This is a genomic window from Leptospira jelokensis (assembly GCF_004769635.1).
Lineage (GTDB): Bacteria > Spirochaetota > Leptospiria > Leptospirales > Leptospiraceae > Leptospira_A > Leptospira_A jelokensis.
Genome location: NZ_RQGH01000026.1, coordinates 629953 through 654680 on the forward strand (window position 1 = coordinate 629953; position 24728 = coordinate 654680).

Here is a 24728-nt window from a genome sequence, read left to right on the forward strand (position 1 = left end):
AAGCGACAAATTTGGAACCATAAGCCGTGACTATGTCCTATAAACAGTTTATAGACAGTCTATCATCTTATTAGTGACAGTTTATTGGAAGCTAATCTTGTGTTTGATGGTATGGAAAAGGTCTTCCCATTGGGGCTCAGACTTCATGCGTTCCTTAAATTTGTCGATTCCATGGATGACGGTAGAATGGGTTGTGGAAAAAATCCGACCAATTTGGGCTTTTGGCACATGCAGAACATCGTGGAGGAGGAGCATACAAAGGTGTCTCGGCGGGATAAAATCTGCCTTTCGGCTTTTTCCAAGTAAATCCTTTCTTGCGACGTTTGTGCGTTCGCATACCAAGTCGATGACCATGTCTGGACTGAATCCAATTCGTTTTTTATTGGTAAGGAATCGAACTTCCGCAATTTCTTTGATTTTGTCTTCGGTGAGTAAAAAATACTCATACGCTTTTTTGTACATCACCAAATCATTTACGATCCCAATGAGAGCTCTTGAGTCGCCTTCTAATCGTTCGGCGAGCCAAAGGAGTAAGTTTTCGCTCGCAGGTATGTTGAATTCAGAAAAACTATTTTTGAGTAATGACTTTCGTAATTCTAAGTCGTGCGATTTGATATCGGCTTGTAAACCGTGTACAAACCGAGATTTGAGTCTTTCATGGAGTGGGAGTTCGTAACTCGGTCTATCGGATGCGATGACAATTTGTCGTTTGCGATCGTATAAAAAATTAAAAAGTGCAAAGAACTCTTCTTGGGTTTTTTCAGCACCGCCATTCAAAAATTGAATGTCATCAAATAATAAAACATTATAAGATTGGTATCGAATCTTAAACGATTCAAGAGACTCTCGATTGTTTTGGCGAACAGTAAAAATAAACTCGTTTAAAAATGACGTGCTATTTACGTAACGAACGGTTTTCCATGGATCCTTTTTTTTGATCTCATTGCCAATGGCATGGAGTAAATGTGTTTTTCCTACTCCGACAGGTCCAAATAGATACAGAGGATTGTATTTCCCAGGTTGTTCTACCACAGTTTTGGCAGCAGTATAAGCAATTCGGTTAGAATCCGAAGTGATATAATTTTGAAAGAGGTACTCAGGATTTAAGTCTGAATCAGAATCATCAAATTTAGATTGGATCACTTCTTTTAAAAGATGTGAAGATGTTTCTGATTCTGTTAGGATGGAAACTTTGAATCTGTCGCCGATGATTTGGTAAACCGCATCTTCGATGAAACTAATGTATTTTGTCTCCACATGGCGTTTGATTCCACTAGATGGTGCCATTAAGTGAACCACTTGGTTCTCCCACTTCTCAAAGCGAAGTGGAGCAATGAAATTGGAAAAGTACTTGGGAGGTATCTGTTTCGATATTTCTTCTAAAATTTCTTCCCAACGTATGTCCAAGCTTCCCCGCCCTAAATGTGAAATCGGGTACTATACTTTTAGCAAGTAGGTAGAATTCAAATGAAAAATCGGAAAACGTTCCAAACTCCGAAAAATAGTCGAACCGAATAAAAAAATTATGTCACTTAATCTATTTGACAGAGAAAAATATCTTATGTTTGTTAGCTGGTGTTCGCATAGGTTTTGTTTGATCGAAATCTTTCTAAAAATATGTGTGAAGCCGAAGGGATGAAACAGTAAAACGAAACGTTTGCAAAAGTTGTGGTATCTTATGTTTGTTTTCTTACGTTGCAAGTCGTAAGAATAGTTGTGATAAAAGAACATATTCAAGAGCTGGAATTTCGAAATGGAGTTTCATTTTAAAATCTAGGATGGCTTCAATCCTTCCCACATTGGCTTCAAAGTTTTTTTGTCTATATTCAAACAGTAATAACAAACAAATGATTTCTAAAAAATCGATTCCTGTTAGTCCTTCTTTGTTGGATCGAAATTCAGCTAATTGGTCTCTCACCCAGTTTTCTAATTTAAATAATAAAATGGAATCATGACAATGTTCCCTCACATTTTCATGCCATTCTTCTAAATATTCATCAGCAATTTCAAATGGATTGAGAGAACCTCCATAATATAATTTTGATTCTGTGAATTCTTCCCTTCTGATTTTTTTAATTTCTGATTGTGGCAGGTAATGGAAGGGAATGCAAACAGAACGAGATACGATGGTGGGTTTTAAGTTATGAAGGTCATTGACAATTAAAATGAACTTTGTGTGAGGTGGTGGCTCTTCCAAAGTTTTTAATAAAGTAGTTTCCGCTTCATTATTGATTCGGTTCGCCTCTGGAAAGAGGACAATCCGATATTCAGATGTATGAGGTTTGTAAGGAATTCTTGTAGATAGTAACCATCGAATCGTCAACTCTTCAGGATCTTTTTCTTTTCCAATGGCAATGTTCTTTCGTCTGGGAAACTGAATGAAGTCGGGATGGACTCCTTTCATAAATTGTCTGCAGGAATCACAATTCCCACAAGATGTTCCATTCAAACATAAAATATGGCGCGCAAACCTTTCGGCAGCAAGCCACTTCCCAACTCCATCAGGCCCATAAAAAATAAGAGACCCAGGTATTCTGGAACGATCCTTTAAAAAAGAATTTAAATACGTAAGTGCGACTTCTTGGCCAGACACCTGCTCGAATGAAAACAAAGTATCGACCATTGCGTTTTAGTAAACCGGTGTGAGCCAATTCATGTACTTAGATTCGTCACCACGTACAGTTTCAAAAAAGATGGATTGGATTTTTTTTGTGATCGGACCGATGGACCCATTTCCAATCACCCTTCTGTCGACTTCTTTCACCCAAGCGACTTGCACACCTGTTCCTGAAAAAAATAATTCATCAGCAATGTAGAGTTCCGATCTAGCAATGTCTCTTTCGATTACCTGGTAACCAAGGTCTTTTGCAATTTGAATGATACTCCTTCTTGTGATCCCTTCTAAGATAGAAGATGGGATTGTTGGTGTATGGATCACTCCATCACGAACGATAAAAAGATTTTCGGCAGACCCTTCTGATACAAACCCTCTTGCATCTAAGAAGATGGCTTCATCCATTCCGTTTTGTACGGCTTCCGATTTTGCAAGTGCTGAGTTGACATACCCACCACTCACTTTGGAAAGAGTTGGGATTTGGTTATCAGAAAATCTTTGCCAAGAAGATACCATGGTTGTGAGTCCATTCTGTGTATCGAGGTAGTCATCGAGTTTCAAAGCATACACAGTGATGTCTGCTTTCACATCATGGAATCTTGGTGAGAGTTGTAAGGCTGAAGTATAGATAAAAGGTCTTAAGTACACATTTTGTTTGGCTTCATTTTTGCGAAGTAAATCCAAAATGATGTTTTGGATTTCTTCTGGTGTGATTTTGATTTGGAGTTGCATGATCTTTGTGGAGTTCACAAGACGTTTGCAATGTTCAGGCAATCGAAACACATATAGATTTTGTTTCGCTTCGTTGTAGTAACCTCTGATACCACCAAAGACACCTGTTCCATATTGTAAGGCGTGGGTTTGGACACTGACTTTTGCGTCTTCGGAAGGAACAATTTTACCTTCAAAGTATGTATAAGGGAATGAATTCTGAGCCATTGAGATTCCTATCCTTCCAAACTTCAGGAGTTTCGAAATTAGAAAATGAATTTTATCTTTTTTTCTCTCGAAGCATAGGCCGATGGTTTTGATATCGTTCTAGAGAGTAGTCTTAACTCTCCTTTATTTTCATAAGACATAAGAATCGTTACACTAAGAAGACATAATATGAATCCATCGTTTTATCCCAACCAATTTGATTGTATCGTTGTTGGTGCCGGTCATGCCGGAACAGAAGCCGCTTATATTTCTGCGAAAGCGGGACTCAAAACTTTACTCATCACCATGAACTTAGATACCATTGGTCAGATGAGTTGTAACCCAGCGATTGGTGGGATTGCAAAAGGGCATATGGTTCGTGAAGTGGATGCCCTCGGTGGCCTGATGGGTCAGGTGATTGACCAAACGGGGATCCAATTTAAAATGTTAAACACATCCAAAGGTCCTTCCGTTTGGGCCCCTCGTGCACAAGCTGAGAAAAAACAATACCAACTTATGGTGAAACACCAGTTGGAAAAATTGCAACAGCTATCGATCAGACAAGATACGGTTGAAGATTTGATTGTAGAAGGAAACCAAGTGACTGGTGTCATCACTGGTCGTGGGTTTACATTTTATACAAAACATGTGATCCTAACCACTGGAACTTTTTTATCGAGTGTGATCCATATTGGAACTTACCAAAAAGAATCAGGTCGTATTGGGGAACCAACAACGAAAGGTCTTTCCCATACACTTGCCCGTTTTGAATTACGACTCGGTCGATTGAAAACAGGAACCCCTGCACGGGTTCACAAGAACTCCATCAACTTTGATGGACTTGAAATCCAAGATGGTGATGAGAACCCTCGTCCCTTTTCTTTTTCCACAAAGAAGATCGATCGAAAACAAATCCCTTGTTACATCACTTATACAAATGACACAACACATGAACTGATCAAACAAAACTTAGAGTACTCGCCGATGTATTCTGGTCAGATCAAAAGTGTTGGCCCCAGGTATTGTCCTTCGATAGAAGATAAAGTGGTTCGTTTTGCCGAAAGAGACAGACACCAAATCTTTATCGAACCAGAAGGTTATGAAACAAACGAGATGTATCTCAATGGTGTCTCCACAAGTTTACCGGAAGAAGTGCAATGGAAGTTCCTTCGTAGTATCAAAGGACTAGAACAAGTGGAACTGATGCGTCCTGGGTATGCGATTGAATATGATTATGTGGATCCAACAGAACTGAATCCAACTCTTGAAACCAAAAAGGTAAAGGGTTTGTATCATGCAGGACAAATCAATGGAACAACTGGTTATGAAGAAGCTGCGGCACAGGGACTTGTTGCCGCTTACAATGTGATTCGTTCAGTCCGAAATGAAGAACCAATTGTATTCAAACGAAGTGAATCTTACATCGGTGTCCTTGTGGATGATCTGGTTTACAAAGGTGTAGAGGATCCATATCGAATGTTCACAAGTCGTGCTGAGTACCGCCTACTCCTTCGACAAGACAATGCCGACCAAAGACTCATGCAGTACGGATACGAGATGGGTCTTGTGGAAGAATCCTTATACAAAGAAATGAAAGATCGTTATGCAAGGATCGAAAAGATCAAATCACATCTCTTTGTATCCGCAATGAAACCTTCCGAGGAACTCACAAAAGTTTTAGAAGAGAAACAGATCACGAATTATAAGTTTGGCCACTCGCTTGCTTCCTTTCTCAAACGATCTGATATCAAAATTCAAGACTTAGAACCAATCGTTTCAGAACTTTCGATTTTGAATGAGGATGAAAAAGCAGTTTTGGAAATGGAAGTGAAGTATGAAGGCTATTTAAAACGGGAACTCGAAACAATCGAATACCGTAAGAAGTTTTTGAACTTCCAGATTCCTTCTGACTTTGATTACGCAAGTGTGAAAGGTTTGAAAACAGAAGCCATCGTGAAATTAGAAAAACACCGCCCACTCAATTTGGAAACAGCGCTACACATTTCGGGTGTAGATCCTTCCGATGTGGACCTACTCCTTTATCATTTGGTCGATAGACGATAATCAAAAGAACGTAGTCCACTAAAGGATACTTCCAGCTTTCGAAAAACAAAATCACCAACCGAGAGGGTTCTCTTCTTGGTTGGTTTTTTTTTATCAGAATCTTTCGAATTTCATTTTAGCAAATCGAAAGTAGCCAAATGATTCTTAGAGTAAAAGCGTAGAGCCATACGATCTACCAAAAATCCAAAGTGTATATCCAACCCGATCAGCCGTCGTAGCCAACCTTTTTGAAAACATTCGATTGCTCCATCGCTTGGTTACAGTTTGCAATCGAGAGAAGTGAATGAAATGATTCATTACGAAGAGGTCAGGGAATGGATCTGTTTCAGATAAGGGATTGTTTGGTATTTGTTAATCATAAACAAGGACATGGGTTTTTTCCAAGATCCAATTGTCCCCTTGTTTCACGTGAAACGAGTGTGACTCCAAACTACCATCCGCTTTGTATTTTAATTTGTGAACACGACGGTTTTCCCCTTGGAAAAATTCTCTCTCTACTAAGTTACCTTTGCTATCAAACTTATAGTGAATCTCTCCCAGTTCTTTCTTTTTGTCATCAGTGAGATATTGAATTTGTACGTTTGGTCTTTTGGGATCGATTTGGAATCGGAAAGATTCATTGTCTTTGGTTTCCATATTCTTTCCCTCTGCGGCAAATACATTTCCTTCACCATCACTCTCAATTGAATACACCATCACTAGTTTTCCTTCGCGGTCTTTTACGTTCATCTTTTTCAAAGCACGGCCTTTGAATTGAAAGTCTTTGCGCTCTACCAGGTGACCTCCATTGTCATACACTTCTTCGCTTGTTAACAAACCTTCCGTGTATCGAAACGTAGTTTTACCGTCACCTTTCCCTTCTTTGTCAGAGTATGTTTCCGTGATCAATTTCCCATCAGAGTTGTATTCATATTCTGCGACATAAACCACCTGTCCTTCTGCATTCCGAACGATCTCTTTGGTTGGAACCTTTTTTACTTTTTTGAAAAGATAAGCATCTTTATGGGACCATTTGCCTGGAGTGTAACCTAAGATGGGCAAGGATAAGATGATGAAAAAAATAAATGTTCGGAACATGGAAATGATTTCTCCTACAGGAGACATCGGCGAAAATCTATAAAACGATAATACGATTATGTCAGAAAAAACGATCCAAGAAGAAATCCAATCAATCATACCTGAATTATTCCCTGTCCTTGAACCTGAATTTGATTGGGAGCTTGTGAAAAACTTTTATGAGTTTTTAAAACGTGATAATGAGAAAGGAGGTTTCTTTTCCAAAAACGACTCTGAAAAAATCTTAGAGAGACATATTCTGGAATCACTCATCTTTGTTTGGAAAATGAAAACAGCCGGGTATGTTTCACGTGAAACAAATATTGCAGATGTTGGAACAGGGCCAGGCCTCCCAGGATTCCTGTTTGCGGTTTTGAAAAAAGCTCCGCATGTCTTCCTCGTGGATTCTCAAAAACGAAAACTTGCATTGTTGGAAACTGAGGTAACTTCTGGGAGTTTATCCAAAGTTTCAAAACGAGTGGAGTTCATTTATGCGAGAACAGAAGAGATCAATTCCAATTTTGATGTGGTTACCTCAAGGGCGATGGTTCCCTACCCCTACATTGCGGAAGTGACAACACGAATGGTGAAACAAAAAGGAATCTTATGTCCCTTTCTAGCACAACCTTACCAAGATTTGGATAAGGAAATGGAAGTTCTTAGCAATAATGGTTTCGTAATGAAAAAAGAAATTCCCATTCCTGAATTAGAGTTTGTTGGAAAGAGACATATCAAAATACTGCAAAAGAATTCACTTCCGAAAAAGGGATACCCCCGCGAATGGAAAGAAATCGTAAAGGAGACAAAAAACAAGAATGGGTAAAATCGTTTCGATCAGTAACCAAAAAGGTGGCGTTGGCAAAACAACCACTGCGATCAACTTAGCATCCAATCTTGTTGATTTGGGTAAAAAAGTTTTACTCCTTGATATTGACCCACAAGGGAACTCTGGATCAGGACTTGGACTCGAAGTGCAGTCTCTCAGTAAAACAACTTATGAAGTGATGATTGGAGAGTTGTCAGCTAGAGAAGCGATCCAAAAAACTTTTATCACCAGTTTGGATATCATTCCTTCTAACATCAACCTATCAGGGCTTGAGGTAGACTTTCTTGGCATTGAGAAAAAAGAATTCAAACTCAAAGATGCACTTGCTTCTATCAAAGAATCTTATGATTATATTTTAATCGATTGCCCACCTTCTCTCGGTGTTCTCACGATCAATGCTCTTTGTGCTTCTCAATCTGTGATGATCACATTGCAAACTGAATACTTTGCTCTCGAAGGACTTTCGCAACTCATGCGAATTATATCTCTCGTTCAATCACAATGGAATCCATCCCTCGCATTGGAAGGTGTACTCCTCACGATGTATGACAAAAGAACGAACTTAGCAAACCAAGTCGCAGACGATGTAAGAAATTATTTTAAAGAGAAAGTATATGAGACAGTGATTCCAAGAAACATAAAACTCTCTGAAGCACCTTCGTTTGGAAAACCAATCAACTACTATGATCCTGATGGGGTCGGTGCAAAAAGTTATAAAAGTTTAGCGGAAGAAATTGTAGGGAGGGCATAAGTTATGGCACTCGGAAAAGGAAAAGTTTTAGGAAGAGGACTTGGGAACTTAATCCCAGTGAACGAAAACAATGTTGAGATTTCGAAAGAAGAACAATCGGGACTCCGCGAAATCAAAGTTTCCGAAATCGCACCGAACCCTCACCAACCAAGAAAACAATTTTCAGATGCATCCATCCAAGAGTTATCGAATACGATTGTTGAACATGGTGTGATCCAACCCATCGTTGTACAAAAGAATCCATCTGGTTCGGGTTTCATTTTGGTTGCCGGTGAAAGAAGGCTACGTGCTTGTAAACTTGCCGGTTTTGCAAAAATACCAGCCATCGTCCGTGACTTGTCGGAAGCAGATATGATGGAACTTGCACTCATTGAGAATATCCAAAGGGAAAATTTAAATCCGATGGATGAAGCCTATGCCTACCAAGCCATCATCGACAAACGAGGGTTAAAGGTAACTGACCTTGCCACTCGTGTTGGTAAAAACCGAGCCACCATTTCCAATTTGATACGCCTACTTTCCTTGCCCAAACCATTACAAGACTGGGTGAAGGAAGGAAAATTATCGGAAGGGCAAGCCCGCCCACTCCTTTCGATCCCGGATGCAAAAAAACAATTCGAAGTCGCGCAAAAAGTAATCAGTGAAGGTTGGAATGTTCGTGAAGTGGAAAACTATGTTTCCAATCTATTGAACCCAGATAAAAAATCGAATTCTTCTCCCAGTGGTCCTGACAAACGAGATGCAAGCATTGTGAAATTGGAAACAAAACTTAGGAACAAATTTAGTTCGAAAGTAGAAGTGTCGCATAACGAAACGAACGGAAAAGGAAAGATTGTTTTTTCCTATGCAAACTTATCGGATATGGAGAGAATCTTAGAGCAACTCGGTGTGAAATTGTAATTTCGCCAATCGTTCATACAACTCACTTCTTTTTAAGAGTTCGTCATGTGTTCCCACGGACTCAATCTCTCCTTCTCTGATCACTACAATCTGATCTGATTTGACAACAGTCGAAAGTCTATGGGCAATCATGATCGTAGTCCTCTCTTTGACTAAATGGTCGAGAGCCCTTTGGATCATCTGTTCGGATTCCGAATCAAGGGCAGAAGTCGCTTCATCTAACAAAAGTATACGTGGATTTCGAAGGATTGCTCTTGCAATGGCGATTCGTTGTTTTTGGCCACCAGAGAGTCTTGTCCCTAGATGACCTAAATTCGTATCGTAACCTTGTGGGAGTTGGTTTAAAAATTCGGATACGTAAGCACTTTCAGCTGCGAATTTAACTTCTTCAAAACTTGCATTTGGTTTCCCATACGCAATGTTCTCACGAAGTGTCCCACTAAAAAGAATGGGTTGTTGGGGTACAAATCCAATGAGGGAACGTAAGTCTTCTAATTTGAATTCTTTGGTATTTGTTCCACTGATGGTGATGGCACCAGATGTCGGATCGTAAAAACGTAGGATGAGTTCAAATAAGGTACTTTTGCCACCTCCCGAGGGACCAACGAGCGCCGTTGTTTTGTTAGCAGGGATTTCTAAGTTGATTCCTTTGATGGCCTTGTGTTCTGGTCTTGATGGATAAGAAAATTCCAATTCTTGTAAGTGGATGCTAAGGCCATTTTGTTTTTTGGATCCATTGTTGTTTCTCTCTGTATCGATGGATTGAAAAAATTCAGCAATCGGTTTTGGAAACTTTGGATCTTTGATTTCTGATTCAGATAATAACAATTCCATGAGTCGTTCTGTTGCACCAGCGGCTCTTTGCAAATCACCGAGTACTTCTGAAACCGCACCCACACTATTGGCTACCATGATGGCATAAAATGAAAAAGCGATGAGTTCCCCACCAGTGATTTTTCCCTCGAGGACATCGGTTCCCCCGATCCATAACATAAAACTTATCCCTGTGAGAATGAAAAGAATCACTGTTCCAATGAGCAGTGATCGTTGCCGGATCCTTGCGACAGCCACAGAAAATGCATCTTCTACGGTTTCTGAAAATTTCTGGATGTCTACGTTTTGGTGGTGAAAGGATTGTAAGATTTTAATATTGAGAAGGGATTCACTGACATAGGTTCCGATGTTTGCAATTTTATCCTGAGTATTGCGGGAAAGGTTTCGAACACGTTTTCCATAAATCAGAATGGGAAATACAATGAAAGGAACACTAAAGAGCACAATCATTGTCAGTTTCGCATTCGTAATAAAAAGAAAAATGATGCCTCCAACAAACATTAAAATATTGCGAAGCGCAATGGAGGCAGAGGAACCAATTACCGTTTGGATGAGAGTGGTATCGGTTGTGATCCGAGATTGGATTTCCCCAGGGGAATTGGTTTCAAAAAAACTAGGATGGATGAAGATGATATGTTGGTACACATCTTTTCTAATATCGGAGGCGACACGTTCCCCAATCCAAGAAACGGTATAATGACGAATGTATGTACCAACAGCGAGTAGGATCCCTACAAAGATGATAAATACCAAAGCATAACCTAATTCCTGTTTGGATTTTGCAGAAAATCCAGCATCCACCAAATGCCGTAAACCTTGTCCTAGTCCTAAGGTGACCCCTGCTGTGAACAAGAGGGCAAAGGAAGAAAGGATCATTTGGAATCGGTAAGGTTTGAGATAAGAAAAGGTTTTGGAGAGAATCCGAAGATTTTTTGACTTAGGTCGGTCTGGTGTTTGCAAAGAATTATCCTTTTAGATCAATCAGTAGACCCCTAATTTCATCTAATTGTTTCAAAATAACAAAGGCACTGTTATTCGGTGAAAACATGGTTTTCGCCAATAAGTCCAATTTTTCATCAACTACCTTTACATACCGAACATCTTTTTGGTCATTACGACCGCGTTGTGGCGCTTGCATGACTTTATAATTTTTTTTCAAAATCAATTCAGCGATTTGTTTGATGTGTTTTTTGTAAGACTCAAGGTTTTTATGATTTGGGTCTTTGATAAGATCTTTTTCTAAATCGGGTAAATCTTTCCAAAGTTCATTCAGTTCTCTTGTTTCTTCTTTTCCTGCTGGAACAATGGATTCTAAAATTTCCAAAAAACTTTGTTTGGATTCATCAATGGGAGCTGAAGGTGAAGAGAGTTTGTCTTTAGAACCTTTTTTTGTCTGAGTGGATACAGACTTAGGGTTGTTGTTTTGGATGATCATAAACCCGCCTAATGACGAGTGGGGTTAATTGTACACTTTCCATGGAACACTACACCTTCCTCAACGATGAGCCTTGGAGTGACAATGTCTCCTTCGAGGCGGCAACTGGAAAGTAATGTCACACGTTCTGTTGCATAAATGTTGCCACGAATTTCTCCGCCGGCAACCACCACACGTGCTTTGATATCTGTATCGACGATTCCTGATTTTCCGATAAGGACCTTTCCTGTGGTTTCTAAAACTCCACGGAATTTTCCATCGATTCGTATGAGGCCAGGAAACTTGAATTCACCAGTGAACTCAGCCCCTTCTCCAATGATGCTATTAACTAAAAATTCTTCTTCTGTAGATGGGTTCGACATTATTCTTGGATTTGGTTGAGAAACGAAAACGGATTCAACGCCTGGGTACCAACATGTACTTCATAATGAAGGTGGTAAATCGGATTTTCAGGAGATTTTCCAACATAACCAAGAATGTCACCCTTGGAAAGTTTTTCGTTTTTCTTCACTCGGATACGATCCAAATTGGAATAGATAGTTTTCCAACCAAATCTGTGGGAAATTTTTACATAATAACCAGTGGCAGGTGAATACCCTGTATCAAAGACTAAACCTGGTGCCGTTGCAATGACTTCTGCTCCAGGAAAGGATCCAATATCCAATCCTCGGTTGATTTCTTCTTTTCCCGTGATGGGAGAGATGTACTTTCCAAAAGGAAATAACACATACCCTTTTGTCGGCCAAATCGATGGTGTGTTTTTGATGATACTTTTTCTTTTTTTGATGAGTTTGATGATCTCTTCAGAAAGTTCAGATGATAATTTTAGATTGTGAATGTCTTCTTTGATGCGAAAGGATTCATCTGTGATGTCGGTTTGTGGTGTACCTTGCAGTGCAAGGAACTGACCTGCTTGTCCACCCATCCCTTTAGAAACACGAGAAGGATCTCCACCGAGTTTGATATAGAGATTCGAAATCCTTTCATAATAGTATTGGATTGTTTCGTGAAGAGAGTTCACCTCTTCCTTCATTTTGGAAGATTGTCTGATAAAGTCTTTGTTTGTAAGATTGAGCTCAGTGAGTTGGTGGATGGATCCACTATGAGATAAAACGTTCACGGCACTGATGACTAGTAGGACCACCATGATTCCAATGAAGATGGAAATGGCTTTGTAAGAGATAACGAAGTTAATGGTTTTGCGGTCCGTGTGAGGAATGACCATGATGGTCAACTTTTCGCGGCCTTTTTTGTCCAAATCCTCATAACGTTGGGATAACTTAAGCTTCCATTCCTGGACTTTATACCGAAGTCGGTAAAAAATTAAATGTAATCTTTGTTTTACTTCCACGTTCGTTATAGACCTACGATGATTTAAACAAAAGTTAATCTACCCACTATATCTTTCGATTGAATTTTCATTTTCATCCAGTGGAAATTACAAATCTTGCTATTTATGGGATATTCGACCATAGACACACATTGCCACTTAGACATAATCCGAGAACAAGGACAAAGCATCGAAGAAACCCTGGAGAAATCCCGAAAGGTTGGAGTAGACCGACTGGTTCAAATTGGGATTGATTTGCCTAGTTCGATGGAAGCAGTTCGAATTTCAGAAACTCATTCTACAGATGAATTACAAATATCGTATTCCATTGGTTGCCACCCAACCGAGACACATGAATTTCCAAACGCGGACCAAATTTTAGATTTAGCAAAATCCCGAATGTATGATCCAAAATTTGCAGCCATAGGGGAAATCGGTGTGGATTTGTATCATGATGCAAGCACACGTTTCCAACAAAACGATGTATTGCGAAAGTTTTTACAATTCTCTTCTGAATACAAACTTCCCGTTGTCATCCATTCTCGTGATGCATTTGCAGATACTTATGAAGCATTAAAAGAATTCAAAACCAAAGCATTTGGAGTGATCCATTGTTTTACGTATGATTATGAAGCGGCAAAACAATTCGTAGATCTTGGGTATTATATTTCGTTTTCAGGCATTGTGACTTTTAAATCAGCTACCGATATTCAAGAAGCGGCCAAAAAAATTCCACTCGAATCAATGTTAATCGAAACAGATGCACCTTTTTTGTCACCGATGCCACATAGAGGGAAACGAAATGATTCTTCGCATTTGCCTTATGTGTTAGAAAAAATGTTTAGTCTTCGCACAGAACCTAATGCAGAAGTAGCAGATCGTATCTATCAGAATTCAATAAAATTTACAGAAAGAAAGGCCTATCACCATGCTTGATATCAATCGTATCGTTCAGAACCCAGAAGAATTACTCTCCACCTTACAAAAACGTGGTGTCGTTTCTACTGACATTGAAGCTAAAATCAAAACCGTATCTGAAAAACAAAGAAAACTAAAATTGGAAGTGGAAGAACTTCGTGCAGAACGAAACCGCGTCTCCAAAGAAATTGGAATCCAAAAGTCTCAAGGAAAGGACATCACTGAAATTTCCAATTCGATGAAAGGGGTGGGAGATCGCATCAAGGCAATCGAAGAGGAACTGACAAAAGAAGAAGAATCCTTACATGAATTGAATTTGGGGTTACCCAACTTACTGGATCCATCAGTCCCTGAAGGAAAATCAGAGGAAGACAATGTACTGGTTCGCAACTGGGGTGAACTTCCAAAACTTAGTTTTGAAGCCAAAACACATTTCGATATCGGCGAAAAATTAGGTATTTTTGACTTTGAACGTGGAGTGAAATTATCAGGTGCTCGCTTTTACACCTATAGGGGATTAGGTGCAAAATTGGAACGAGCATTGATGAATTTAATGCTTGATACCCATACGTCAGAAAATGGTTACGAAGAGATGTGGGTTCCAGTGCTAGTGAATGATGAATCAATGACGGCAACAGGACAACTTCCCAAATTTGCAGAAGATTTTTATCGTTTGGAAAAAGATGGACTCAACCTCATCCCAACGGCGGAAGTTCCTTTAACCAATTACTATCGGGATGAAATCATCCAAGAAAAAGAATTACCAATTTCTGTATGTGCTCACACTTCCTGTTTTCGCAGGGAAGCTGGTTCGTATGGCCGAGACACAAGAGGTCTCGTGCGGGTTCACCAGTTTCAAAAAGTGGAACTTGTAAAGTTCGTAGAACCGGAGAAGTCGCAGGAAGAACATGAAAAGATGTTAAAAGATGCAGAATCCATTTTGCAAAAATTAAAACTCCCTTACCGAGTGATGTTACTTTGCAGTAAAGATATGTCGAGTGCGTCTTCGAAAACCTATGATATCGAAGTTTGGATGCCAGGACTTGGTCGATTTATGGAAATTTCTTCGGTTTCTAACTTCAAAGACTATCAAGCAAGGCGCGGAAAAATTCGATACAAGTCAAAGGAAGGAAAAAACCTGCTCGTCCATACTCTGAATGGTTCTGGTCTTGCGATCGGTCGAACACTGGCAGCAGTGATTGAAAATTACCAATCAGAAGATGGAACTTTCCAAATTCCGGATGTATTAAAACCTTACATTCGATAAGAATTATTGGGCAGATGGCCGAGGTGTCAAATGCCCAATATTCAATTTTTAAGATGCAAAGGTAATTTTTTTAAAGTTATTGGCTGTAAATTCATAAAACTTCATTTATATTTTATGAACCCAAAGGATAGGTTTATAAACTGGAAATTTGTTAATAAGCGAAATTCAGTTAAAACCAGATTAGTGGATGATAAAAGAAAATCGCATAAAAACACAATATTATTAATGAATCGAATTTCGTTTAACATCGAGATAGTGGATGATATGCGAAATGGATTTAAAAATTTCAGATCCTTAAAAATTTTACCTCAATTTCTAATCCTTTATCTCTCATTGATCTTCTCTGTTTCAAGCCAATCCGTAGATAAGGAAGAAACTTTAATCGTGGGACCAATCCAAGGACCGATCAATACTGAATTCCAAGAATTTGGCCCTACAATGACACCAGATGCAAAAACATTGTATTTTTATTCCAAAAGATCAAATCGAGGTTATACGGAGATTTTCAAATCGGATCGTAAAAAAGACGGAACCTGGGATTTTCCAGAAGAAGTTAACAATTTAAATTCACCATTTGATGACCAAAGTCCCTTTATCTCGCGCGATGGTAAAACCCTCTTACTTTCTTCCAATCGGGATGGATCTGTTGAGGTTGTTTTACCAGATGGAAAAGTAGGAATTTCAAGAGATTTGTATGTATCCAATTGGAATGGAAAGGAATGGTCCACCCCAACAGCCTTGCCATCGGTAATCAATACGGAAGAGATAGAAGAGAATCCACATCTATTAGGTGATACACTTTTATTTACAAGATATCCATTTGGAAAACCAAACTTAGCAAAAGTATATTATACCCAATTCAAAAACAATGAGTGGACAAAACCTAAGTTACTTCCAAATCCAATTAATGATAATTATGCGACGATTGCGGCTGCATTTAATGATGATGGAAAAATTCTATTTTTTGCATCGAATAGGCCAGGTGGGTACGGTGGTTTCGATTTGTACATGGCAAAGATCGAGGGAGATAACTTTACTGACGTTGAAAATTTAGGTGCCCCCATTAATTCTTCGGAAGATGAGGCCTATATCGTCTTCCAACAAGTGAAAAAAACATTTTTATTCTGTCGAAGGGTCGAGGGAAAATCATTTGATATCTTTACGGCTTCCCTTCCAAAACAAGAGAATATCGTGCAAAAGAAATTAGAGGAAACAAAGAAAATCTCTTTGGATTCTGTATATTTCGAAAGGGCTTCCTCCGTTTTGAAACCTGAGTCTTCTGTTCCCCTTGATGCGATTGTTGACTACTTACATGAAAACGCAGAAAAAAAAATGAAAATCATTGGTCATACGGACTTAACTGGAACGTTTGAAGATAATATGGTATTATCAAAAGAAAGGGCGGATTCCGTTAAACAATATTTAGTCTCTAAAGGAATTGATTCGAATCGTTTGGTGACGGAAGGCAAAGGACCAACACAACCGGTAGTGCAGGGAACGGACGAAGTTTCATCTAAAAAAAATCGTAGAACGGAATTTGTCCTGCTAAATCCCTAATTTTTCCTTGCCGATTCCATTTCGAAAAAGAAGGTTAATGGGATGTTCCCTATTTTCCGTCTTTTCGTTTGGAAAACAGTTTTCCTGATTTGGGTTGTCCCATCCTATCTATTGGGGCAAACAAGTCCGACGTTAGAGAAAATTAGAAAAACCAAAACTCTCACCGTTTCGGTAAATGAATTTTATGACCCGTTTTACATAGAAAATCCTAATGAATTTTATCCGGGTCTTGATGTGGAACTGGCAAATGAATATGCAAAGTTTTTAGATGTGGATTTAAAAATCATTCCACTCCGAACCTTCGACCAACACGCGCGTATGTTGGAAAAAGGGGACACACAAGTTGCGATGGCAGGTATTTCTTCTTCGATCAATCGATTTCGAGATGTTTATTTCACAGATCCTTATCTCATTTCCACACCTGCGGCCCTTGTAAACAGAACTGCACTTCCTCCGGAACCAGAAGGTCAAATTGTGACAGTTCAGTTATTTCGGAACTTAAATGATTTAACAAACATTACTGGGATTTCTTATTCCGTACTTGCAAATAGCTCAAACCATCAGTTTTTACGTGATGCCTTTCCAAAAGCACAAGTATTTTCTTATTTTACCAATGAAGCTGCTTTGAGTGAATTAAAGAAAAATAATGTGAATGCTTTCGTTGCTGATTCATTTTATATCCAAGCCTTATTACAAAAAGATTCTTCGCTAAGAGCAAACTACCTACCAATTTTAGGTGTTGTCCAAGAGGATCATATCAGTATGGCAGTAGGAAAAAGGGACATTGAATTCCTTTACCATCTCAATTTTTTTATCAAAGAATTAAAGCGAACCGGAAAAATCCAACAGCTGATTAACAAATATTTTAAATCCAATCAATGGGTCAAAAAAGAATAAATTTATAATGTTAACTCGTTTTACAACTGTTTGTTTATTTTTCCTTCTACCATTTGGGTTTTTGTATTCGCAAGAAGAAGAATCACAAAGAACCATTATGAATTTTAATGGCTCTTTTCGAGTTAGAGCCACCAATGTTGGACGAGATGTTTTATTGGAAAGAAGGACTCCAGTAACACCGATTACCAATTTAGAAAAAGAAAATGCTGAACGATCTGAAGCAGAACAACAAACCATCCAATCTGATTTAGAAAGACGGCAACAAGGTTTACCAAGTCAGATCACTCGCCGTAAAGAAGATGTGAGCTATTATGATTCCAGATTCCTCTACAATATGAGTTTTTCCGCAAACAAATATGTAGAGGGAATTTGGGGCATGCAGGTCGGGGATATTCCATTTGGTGGTAGAGGGCTTAGGGCAACTGGGCCTGATGGTTTCGATCCTGGAATCGTTGGACCTGGCTCTGGTGGTGAGAGAGGAAGGACTTCTGCAGTGAACGTCCAAACTAACTTTTTGTATTTAAACTTTCGAATCCCCGAATCAGGTCTCTTTATCAAAGTTGGACAACAATTATTTAGTTCTGCGCAAGGACGTGTTTTGTTTTCGACTGGAACAGGCGTGAGTATTTTAAAAAATTTCCAATTTTTACGTTTGTCCTTGGAAGGTGGAGTTTTACGAGCGCGTGACCAAAGTTTTTTGGATGTTGATAAAAATGGTTTCGCAGATAAAAATTACCAAAGTTCAAATATCTATTATAACCGATTAAAGTTTGAATACTTTCGCAACATTCGTAATGAAGTGTATGCATATTTTTTAGATGATAACGATAAAACAGATAATGAAACGGCAAGACTTGCATGGTATGGACTTCATAACGAATTCAATTTCCAAAAATTTTCCTTCATTGTACATGGTATCCTCAATACTGGTATTGTGAAGAAATTGAATGCGGTAAACGATACAAATGATGTAACGGTTTATAATACAACGAGGCGTCATTCTATCAAAGGAGGTATGTATGATTTTCAGTTTACATACCGATGGAATGAATCTTTAAACTTTAACTTAATTGCTTTAGGAACCACTGGTCGTCCAGGTTATGATGAAAATGGACAAGAAGCCAATTTAAAAGGAAATGGTTACCGAACACTTGCGCCAGGATTTTCCATTTCAAATATAGCAACAGACTTTACAGGTGGTTATGCATTGTTCAATGGTTCTAGTTTTTCTGGTTTGAATGAATACGGACTCTATTCCAACATTATTGCCTTCGGTCCGTATCAGTTTACACTCGGTTATTACCAACTTTGGGCAACAAAATCTCCTGAGATCCGAATCAATCGGGAATTTAGTGAAAGGAATGGGTATCGAACTTCCACATATATGGGTATGGAATACAACTTTAACATTCGTTACAACGTGACTTCGGATTTCCAAATCATCTTTCGTTCTGGTTATTTTGTAGCCGGTGATGCATTATTTGTTTTGTTAGATTCAAAATATGGTCGAGTGTTGCGAGAAGCTTTTATTGTATTTGAACATCGATTCTGAATTCCAGTTTACACTGTGTAAGAATGGTTTGTCAAAACATTCATACCAAAACAGTTTTTGTTAAGTGAGGGAGAAAATAATGTTAAAAGTCTCTGATCAGATTTCCATCAATGCATCTGTCCAAAAGGTATGGGAAATACTTACAAATCCGAAGTTCATCAAAGAATGGGATGATATTCCCGAAAATTATACAGAAGGGTCTTTAAGATTGAATTCTGTTATTGAATGGGAAGGTCATGCCAAGATGGTAGTGACCGAATTTGAAGAACTAAAAACTTTAAAACTTAAATTGTTTTTACCAAAGCTTAAATTAAATCCTTCAGAATATGATGTCAGTTATTGTTATACCATAATTTATGATGCAGGTGTTGTTTTAAAATTCGAAATTGGTGATTTTTCATCACTACCGAATTCCAACGATTACTATGAAAGTACAATTGAATGGTTGAATACGGCCAAAATTAAAATAAAAGAATTAGCAGAAAGTTAATATAACTTTTGTTTGATTTCAATTAAAGAGTGAGTCTTGATTTAATTGCCTTCCCCAAAGTATACTGGTCTGAGTATTCTAAGGTTCCCCCAATTGTGATCCCATGAGCAATCCTTGTGATTTTGATTTCCATAGGTTTGATCACTGTGGACAAATAAGAAGCCGTAGCATCCCCTTCAAGAGTCGGATTTGTAGCAATCAATACCTCGTTGATTGCACCAGAATCCAATCGGTTCATCAATTGTTTGATCCGTAATTGTTCCGGACCAATCCCATCTAAAGGGGATATGGCACCATTGAGGACGTGGTATTTTCCAGAATATTCCTTTGTGTTTTCGATAAAAAAAATGTCTTCTGGTTGTTCTACAACGCATAGGATTCCATTTTCGCGTCTGTCAGATAAACATATCGAACATACTGGTTCTTCTGTTAATCCGCCACACTCATTACAAAATCTAAGTTTGGTTTTTGCCTCTTCGATATTGTCCAACCATGATTGGAAAGAAGTTGGATCCATTCGTAGGATATGAAATCCGATGCGAGTTGCACTTTTTTTTCCAATGCCTGGTAAACTTGAAAATGATTGGATGAGCTTTTGGAATTGAGGATCAGACAGATGGAAATCCCCCGTCTTTTTGCATTTGGTTGAATACACCTTCGAAGTCACTTGGATTGAAACCTAAAACATTTTTCATTTCATGTGACATGGCTTCTTTTGCTTTTCGTTGAACTTCATTGGAGGCAGATAAAATTAAATCTTCTAACATTTTTTTATCATCTGCATTGAACATGATAGGGTTGATATTCAAATTGGTTAGGGTTCCATCTGCGGAAGCAGTCACCTCCACCATACCGGCACCAGCAGAGGCGGTCACACGGATCTGTGCGAGCCGCTTTTGCAATTCTTCTTGTTTTTCCTTTAGATTTCCAAGTTGCGAAAAAGCTTCTCGCATTTGTTTCATTTGGTCAAAAATTCCCATACTTACCTTTGGACTTATAAATTTTTAAATTGGTTTGGATCCACTTCCATCCCAGAGAATTTTTCTTTTAAAAGTTTTTCCATTTCTTCTTCTGAAGATGTTGGATTGGCACTAGGTTGTGCTTTGTTTGACTCTAATGTTTTTTGGGTCATGGCATTCGTTTCTAAATTTCCATTCACATTTGATTGCGATTCTACCTTTTGTTTTGCGCTTACTTGTGTTTCGTTTGTTGTTTGTGAGCCTGCCAGTTTTGGATCTTTTTGATTGGTACTTATGGAAGCTGTTTGGGATGGTATTTGTTTTTTAACCTGTTCCACATTGTCTGGAAGGGCACTAATGTCACCTTGGACCAGTTTGGTGAGTTCAGAAATTTTAGCTAAAAGGCCAGATACACTTGGTTTTTCTCGGTCCAAAATCAATTTACGAAATTGAATTTCTAAATATACTTTCATCTCGTAAGAGCTACGAAGTTTCATTAAATTCAATTTTTCGTGGATTGAAAAAATTCGTTCCGCAAGTAAAACCAATATTTCGCGATCAAGTTCCCGATAGTTTTGTTTTAGTTTTTGGAGGTCTTCTTGGGGAATGTTGATTGATTCTCGGTCAGCTAAATTATCTTTGATGAGTAATAATGAATTTAAAAATTCAATGAAATCCCAAATGAATTTTCCTAAATCGATACCTGCTTGGAATAAATTTTCCAAGGTTTCAAAAATCTGAGCACTCTGAGAAGAATCAATCAATTGGTTGAAAAAATCGGTAAAGGTATCAATCCCATGATACCCAATCATTTTACGTAATTTAACACCAGTTAAATTACCATCTGTAAAGATGACAGCTTGTTCCATAAAAGAAAGAGTATCTCTAACAGATCCATCCCCTTTTTTTGCAATCCAAAACAGTCCTTCCGTATCGTATTTCAAACCTTCTTTAGTGCAAAGGGTTTCAATATAGTTCTGTAAAACAGTAACCGGTACCTTTCGGAAGTGGAAATCCTGACAACGAGATAAAATGGTTTCTGGTATTTTATGGTATTCGGTAGTCGCTAAAATAAAAACAACATGTGCTGGTGGTTCTTCGAGAGTTTTGAGAAGTGCATTGAATGCGGCACCACTCAGCATATGCACCTCATCCAAGATGTAGACTCGGTATTTGCCACCCATTGCATTGAATTTTACGTTTTCTCTAAGTTCACGGATGTTATCGACACCGCTATTGGAAGCAGCATCAATTTCAAAAACGTCATTGGAATTTCCTTTTGTAATCTCCAAACAAGATGTACACTCGTTACAAGGTTCAACGCCATCAGGATTTTCGCAGTTAAGCCTTTTGGCGAGGATTCGTGCAATCGTTGTTTTTCCCACACCACGTGGTCCAATGAAGATATAGGCGTGGCCTATTTTTTTGGATTTAAATGCGTTTTGTAATGAGCCGACAGCTAGGTCTTGGTAAATCACATCTCGAAAGAATTGTGGTCGGTATTTTCGAAAGAGTACTTGGTGGTTTTCGCTCATGTGATTCTACATTCAACTTTCAGAAAGATTCGAATTTTAGATTTCCCCTTGAGTATGAAAATTCATGGCCTAGAAGCAATGAAATAATTTCCAAAGGTGAGGGTTTTGCTCGGATTGAAGCGAGAAAAAGTGGCGGAGAGACCGGGATTCGAACCCGGGGTGCTTTTGGCACACATGCTTTCCAAGCATGCACAATAGACCACTCTGACATCTCTCCAGTGATTTCTACTGCCTTCCATAAAAAGAAACGGTCTTTAGAATTCTACCTTTTCTCTTTGAAAAAACTCAGAAATTCAAATTTTATGTGAGACTTAGGGATGAGTGTGCATTTCGGAAAATGGTTCATAAGGTAAATGGATTCGGTAGTATAAGAGGAAATCCCCTCTCCAGGTTTTGCCGGCACAAAATAAACGACTTCTGGTAGTTTCACTCGGAGGATGGCTCCTGCACAAAGCAAACATGGTTCCAAAGCTGTGATCAAAATGTGTTCGGTAAGGTACCTACCTTCAATTTTACCAAGTGCCATTTCAATGGCTAAGATTTCGCTATGTTTTGTAGGATTTAATGTTTGTTCTACGGAATTAAAGGAAGAGGAAACTAAACTTCCATCTTTCGTCATAATTTCCGAATAAGAGGGAATTTCGTTTTGGTATTTTGAAATTTCTTTGGAGTATCGTTCTAAAAACGATTCATAGAGAAACACGCGCGCCCAAGAGGATTTGAACCTCTAACCTTCTGATCCGTAGTCAGATACTCTATCCAGTTGAGCTATGGGCGCAATGAATGCTTGGAGCATTTTTACCCAGTCCGAAAGAACGGGTATCACTATGGTTTTTTGCAAGCGGATGGAGTAAATCAAAAATCCCGCAATTCCTAGATAAAGTAGAATGGAAAGCAGGTGGATGGTAGCAGCGAAGTAAAGGCCCACAAAAGGAAGTAGAGACAGGACCTGAGCGAGTAAAATTCCCAATAAAAACAAACAAGTATTAATTGCAGAGTACAAGGATAGGGTTACAAATTCAGGGAATTGGCGTTTCCAAGTGAAAATGGGAACCCAGGAGAAATACAAAGGCAACGCCGCAAAAATTTTAGCCGCTTCATCGGTCAGAAGGTAAGCTTTTAGGGTTTGTAATGTTTCTTTGAACTGGGTGATTTTCATGGCGGTTACATCGGAGACGCAGGGATTCGAACCCTGGGTACGATTGCTCGTACGACGGTTTAGCAAACCGCTCCTTTCGGCCACTCAGGCACGTCTCCAGCGACTCGGAGAAGGTAGGATTCGAACCCACGGTGGGATTACCACGACGGTTTTCAAGACCGCTGCTTTAGACCACTCAGCCACTTCTCCAAGAGTACCTATCCGTTATGTTAAATGCGAGTGCAGTGTCAAATGAATATTCATTGAATGGTTCAAGAGAATGGAAAAGTTGCGGATAAAATTAGAAAAGTGGGTGAATGGAGGTTACTGCCTCGCCCACCATGATGGGCATGCTGTGTTTGTTGAAGGTGGGATCCCAGGAGAGACGGTAGACATAACCCTGTCCAAACAAGGGAAAAAAGAATGGTTTGGAATTGTCACAACAGTGATTGATCCTTCCCCCTTACGGATTCCATCTGATTGTCCCGTGTATTTAGAATGTGGAGGTTGCAGTTACCGCCAAATTCCTTATGAGGAAGAGTTAAAAATCAAAACCTCACTCCTCGAGTTTATGTTTCCCAACGTAAAAGGAAAGATAGAAGTTTCTTTTGGTCCCAGTGAAGGTTATCGGAATAATGTGCAATGGCAGGTGGAAGGGAACCAAATAGGATTTTTTGCAAAAAATTCCCACAGAATCATTCCTAGTTCCGCAAGTCTTTGTAAAAACGTAGACAAACGTTTGTTAATTGATAAATACAATGGATTTTGGAAGGAAAATCAAGCTCCAAGATCGAAATGGAATCAAAAACAAATTTCTTTACGTTTATCGCAAGACAAAGTGGTTTTGTATGATGTAGAAGAGACAAAGATTCATTTTTTGAATACAAAGTTAACGGTTCCTAAAAAAGGATTTTTCCAAATCAATCAGTTTTTATTGGAATCATGGATCCAAACCATCCAGAAACTCCTTCCGATCGATGCAGATGTTTTGGAACTCTTTTGTGGCTGTGGGACAATTGGCATTGCCCTCCGTGATCAAATCAAATCCCTTTATGGGATCGAATCCCATGACAAAAGTATACAGTATGCAAAACAAAATGCGAAAGCCAATGGAGTCAATTCGTTCGTTTATGATGTGATGGATTTGTATTTAAAACCTTTGCCCAAAAATTTGGACAGGTATTCCACATGGCTTGTCAATCCTCCAAGGGCAGGTCTTTCGAAAGGACTGATGGAAAGTATATCCCATTTGCAACCCAAAACCTTTGTTTATTCCAGTTGTAACCCGAGCACTCTGCGTAGGGACATCACGTCTTTAGAGGAGCTTGGATACAAGATGGACAGTTTGTACTTATTTGATTTTTTTCCAAGGACCAATCATTATGAAGTTCTTGTGAGGTTACAAAAATAAACAACCAACTCACATCGAAAAGGTGAGTTGGTGAAAGTGAATTGAAATGCTTCTCTCTCTTATTTTCCTTTTGTGGAAATTTTGAAAGGTAAATAAGCGGGACAAAATCCAATGGCAGATGTGGCAATCATCACAAGTCCAATGATAAATAAAACGATGGCTGTGGTTCCTTCAACAACTCCACCTAGGTACAACCCACCTAACACAAGTCCTACAACAACTCGAATGATTCGATCATACAATCCCATATTTTGAAACATAACCAATCTCCTTTCC

The 24728-nt window shown here is 38.8% G+C and carries 24 protein-coding genes and 4 tRNA genes; 11 read left to right on the top strand and 17 right to left on the bottom strand.

The window, feature by feature from the left end; all coding sequences use genetic code 11:
• Positions 1-81: 81 nt before the first annotated feature.
• The 3 genes from dnaA to EHQ62_RS12945 all read right to left on the bottom strand — a co-directional run bounded on the left by dnaA (position 82) and on the right by EHQ62_RS12945 (position 3553).
• On the bottom strand, positions 82-1407 hold the full coding sequence (gene dnaA / locus EHQ62_RS12935) for a chromosomal replication initiator protein DnaA (protein ID WP_135643377.1): 1326 nt from the start codon (positions 1405-1407) through the stop codon (positions 82-84).
• Between the two features lie 283 nt (positions 1408-1690).
• The gene (locus tag EHQ62_RS12940) at positions 1691-2623 is read right to left on the bottom strand and encodes a hypothetical protein (RefSeq protein WP_135643379.1); all 933 of its coding nucleotides are present in this window, start codon (positions 2621-2623) and stop codon (positions 1691-1693) included.
• A 6-nt stretch (positions 2624-2629) separates the two neighbouring features.
• Positions 2630-3553 (bottom strand): branched-chain amino acid transaminase, encoded by a 924-nt coding sequence (locus EHQ62_RS12945; protein WP_135643381.1) that lies wholly within the window; start codon positions 3551-3553, stop codon positions 2630-2632.
• A 168-nt stretch (positions 3554-3721) separates the two neighbouring features.
• Between EHQ62_RS12945 and mnmG the strand changes: the two genes are divergently transcribed.
• Positions 3722-5596 carry a tRNA uridine-5-carboxymethylaminomethyl(34) synthesis enzyme MnmG gene (gene mnmG / locus EHQ62_RS12950; RefSeq protein WP_135643383.1) on the top strand — a complete coding sequence of 625 codons (1875 nt, stop codon included), beginning with the start codon at positions 3722-3724 and terminating at the stop codon, positions 5594-5596.
• Positions 5597-5947: 351 nt separating this feature from the next.
• On the opposite strand, the gene EHQ62_RS12955 is transcribed toward mnmG, so the two are convergent.
• Entirely contained in the window at positions 5948-6673 is a 726-nt protein-coding gene (locus tag EHQ62_RS12955) for a hypothetical protein (RefSeq protein ID WP_135643385.1), read from the bottom strand.
• Between the two features lie 58 nt (positions 6674-6731).
• On the opposite strand from EHQ62_RS12955, the gene EHQ62_RS12960 reads away from it, so the two are divergent.
• Genes EHQ62_RS12960 through EHQ62_RS12970 form a run of 3 tightly spaced genes read left to right on the top strand, consistent with a single transcriptional unit; the run spans position 6732 to position 9129 of the window.
• The gene (locus EHQ62_RS12960) at positions 6732-7475 is read left to right on the top strand and encodes an RsmG family class I SAM-dependent methyltransferase (protein ID WP_135643387.1); all 744 of its coding nucleotides are present in this window, start codon (positions 6732-6734) and stop codon (positions 7473-7475) included.
• On the top strand, positions 7468-8229 hold the full coding sequence (locus EHQ62_RS12965) for a ParA family protein (RefSeq protein WP_135643388.1): 762 nt from the start codon (positions 7468-7470) through the stop codon (positions 8227-8229). Before EHQ62_RS12960 ends, EHQ62_RS12965 begins: the two co-directional genes overlap by 8 nt.
• 3 nt (positions 8230-8232) lie before the next feature.
• The gene (locus tag EHQ62_RS12970; protein ID WP_135643391.1) at positions 8233-9129 is read left to right on the top strand and encodes a ParB/RepB/Spo0J family partition protein; all 897 of its coding nucleotides are present in this window, start codon (positions 8233-8235) and stop codon (positions 9127-9129) included.
• On the opposite strand, the gene EHQ62_RS12975 is transcribed toward EHQ62_RS12970, so the two are convergent.
• Genes EHQ62_RS12975 through EHQ62_RS12990 form a run of 4 tightly spaced genes read right to left on the bottom strand, consistent with a single transcriptional unit; the run spans position 9103 to position 12749 of the window.
• Positions 9103-10923, bottom strand: coding sequence for an ABC transporter transmembrane domain-containing protein (locus EHQ62_RS12975; RefSeq protein ID WP_135643392.1), 1821 nt, complete (start codon positions 10921-10923; stop codon positions 9103-9105). The two genes, EHQ62_RS12970 and EHQ62_RS12975, sit on opposite strands and share 27 nt — an antisense overlap.
• A gap of 4 nt (positions 10924-10927) precedes the next feature.
• Positions 10928-11398 carry a YaaR family protein gene (locus EHQ62_RS12980; protein WP_135643394.1) on the bottom strand — a complete coding sequence of 157 codons (471 nt, stop codon included), beginning with the start codon at positions 11396-11398 and terminating at the stop codon, positions 10928-10930.
• 8 nt (positions 11399-11406) lie between these two features.
• Positions 11407-11760: a bactofilin family protein gene (locus EHQ62_RS12985; protein WP_012390385.1), complete on the bottom strand. Its 354-nt coding sequence runs from the start codon at positions 11758-11760 to the stop codon at positions 11407-11409.
• Positions 11760-12749: a M23 family metallopeptidase gene (locus EHQ62_RS12990; protein ID WP_012390384.1), complete on the bottom strand. Its 990-nt coding sequence runs from the start codon at positions 12747-12749 to the stop codon at positions 11760-11762. The genes EHQ62_RS12985 and EHQ62_RS12990 overlap by 1 nt, the downstream gene beginning before the upstream one ends.
• A 105-nt stretch (positions 12750-12854) precedes the next feature.
• Between EHQ62_RS12990 and EHQ62_RS12995 the strand changes: the two genes are divergently transcribed.
• The 6 genes from EHQ62_RS12995 to EHQ62_RS13020 all read left to right on the top strand — a co-directional run bounded on the left by EHQ62_RS12995 (position 12855) and on the right by EHQ62_RS13020 (position 19409).
• On the top strand, positions 12855-13664 hold the full coding sequence (locus EHQ62_RS12995; RefSeq protein WP_208720676.1) for a TatD family hydrolase: 810 nt from the start codon (positions 12855-12857) through the stop codon (positions 13662-13664).
• Positions 13657-14913, top strand: a complete 1257-nt coding sequence (gene serS, locus EHQ62_RS13000) for a serine--tRNA ligase (protein ID WP_135643398.1) — start codon at positions 13657-13659, stop codon at positions 14911-14913. Before EHQ62_RS12995 ends, serS begins: the two co-directional genes overlap by 8 nt.
• Positions 14914-15138: 225 nt before the next feature.
• Positions 15139-16470, top strand: a complete 1332-nt coding sequence (locus EHQ62_RS13005; RefSeq protein WP_244241767.1) for an OmpA family protein — start codon at positions 15139-15141, stop codon at positions 16468-16470.
• 42 nt (positions 16471-16512) lie between these two features.
• Positions 16513-17367: a substrate-binding periplasmic protein gene (locus tag EHQ62_RS13010; protein WP_135643400.1), complete on the top strand. Its 855-nt coding sequence runs from the start codon at positions 16513-16515 to the stop codon at positions 17365-17367.
• A 7-nt stretch (positions 17368-17374) separates the two neighbouring features.
• Positions 17375-18919, top strand: coding sequence for an alginate export family protein (locus EHQ62_RS13015; protein WP_135643402.1), 1545 nt, complete (start codon positions 17375-17377; stop codon positions 18917-18919).
• Between the two features lie 79 nt (positions 18920-18998).
• The gene (locus tag EHQ62_RS13020; protein WP_135643403.1) at positions 18999-19409 is read left to right on the top strand and encodes an SRPBCC family protein; all 411 of its coding nucleotides are present in this window, start codon (positions 18999-19001) and stop codon (positions 19407-19409) included.
• A gap of 22 nt (positions 19410-19431) precedes the next feature.
• Here EHQ62_RS13020 and recR read toward each other — a convergent pair whose 3' ends face one another.
• From recR to EHQ62_RS13060, 8 genes are all read right to left on the bottom strand, one after another.
• Positions 19432-20025, bottom strand: a complete 594-nt coding sequence (gene recR / locus EHQ62_RS13025) for a recombination mediator RecR (RefSeq protein WP_167482881.1) — start codon at positions 20023-20025, stop codon at positions 19432-19434.
• Entirely contained in the window at positions 20018-20383 is a 366-nt protein-coding gene (locus EHQ62_RS13030) for a YbaB/EbfC family nucleoid-associated protein (RefSeq protein WP_208720695.1), read from the bottom strand. The genes recR and EHQ62_RS13030 overlap by 8 nt, the downstream gene beginning before the upstream one ends.
• A 20-nt stretch (positions 20384-20403) precedes the next feature.
• Entirely contained in the window at positions 20404-21903 is a 1500-nt protein-coding gene (gene dnaX / locus EHQ62_RS13035; protein ID WP_135643409.1) for a DNA polymerase III subunit gamma/tau, read from the bottom strand.
• Between the two features lie 130 nt (positions 21904-22033).
• A tRNA-Ser gene (locus tag EHQ62_RS13040) sits at positions 22034-22120 on the bottom strand.
• A 45-nt stretch (positions 22121-22165) separates the two neighbouring features.
• Positions 22166-22606: a nucleoside deaminase gene (locus EHQ62_RS13045; protein ID WP_135643411.1), complete on the bottom strand. Its 441-nt coding sequence runs from the start codon at positions 22604-22606 to the stop codon at positions 22166-22168.
• A gap of 1 nt (position 22607) precedes the next feature.
• Positions 22608-22681: transfer RNA gene (locus EHQ62_RS13050), tRNA-Arg, on the bottom strand.
• Positions 22682-23073: 392 nt separating this feature from the next.
• A tRNA-Ser gene (locus EHQ62_RS13055) sits at positions 23074-23160 on the bottom strand.
• Between the two features lie 7 nt (positions 23161-23167).
• Positions 23168-23251, bottom strand: a tRNA-Ser gene (locus EHQ62_RS13060).
• A gap of 70 nt (positions 23252-23321) precedes the next feature.
• Here EHQ62_RS13060 and EHQ62_RS13065 point away from each other — a divergent pair.
• Positions 23322-24452, top strand: a complete 1131-nt coding sequence (locus EHQ62_RS13065) for a class I SAM-dependent RNA methyltransferase (RefSeq protein ID WP_135643413.1) — start codon at positions 23322-23324, stop codon at positions 24450-24452.
• A gap of 59 nt (positions 24453-24511) precedes the next feature.
• Here the strand turns inward: EHQ62_RS13065 and EHQ62_RS13070 are convergent, their stop codons facing one another.
• Positions 24512-24712 (bottom strand): YgaP family membrane protein, encoded by a 201-nt coding sequence (locus tag EHQ62_RS13070; protein WP_135643415.1) that lies wholly within the window; start codon positions 24710-24712, stop codon positions 24512-24514.
• Between the last annotated feature and the right edge of the window lie 16 nt (positions 24713-24728).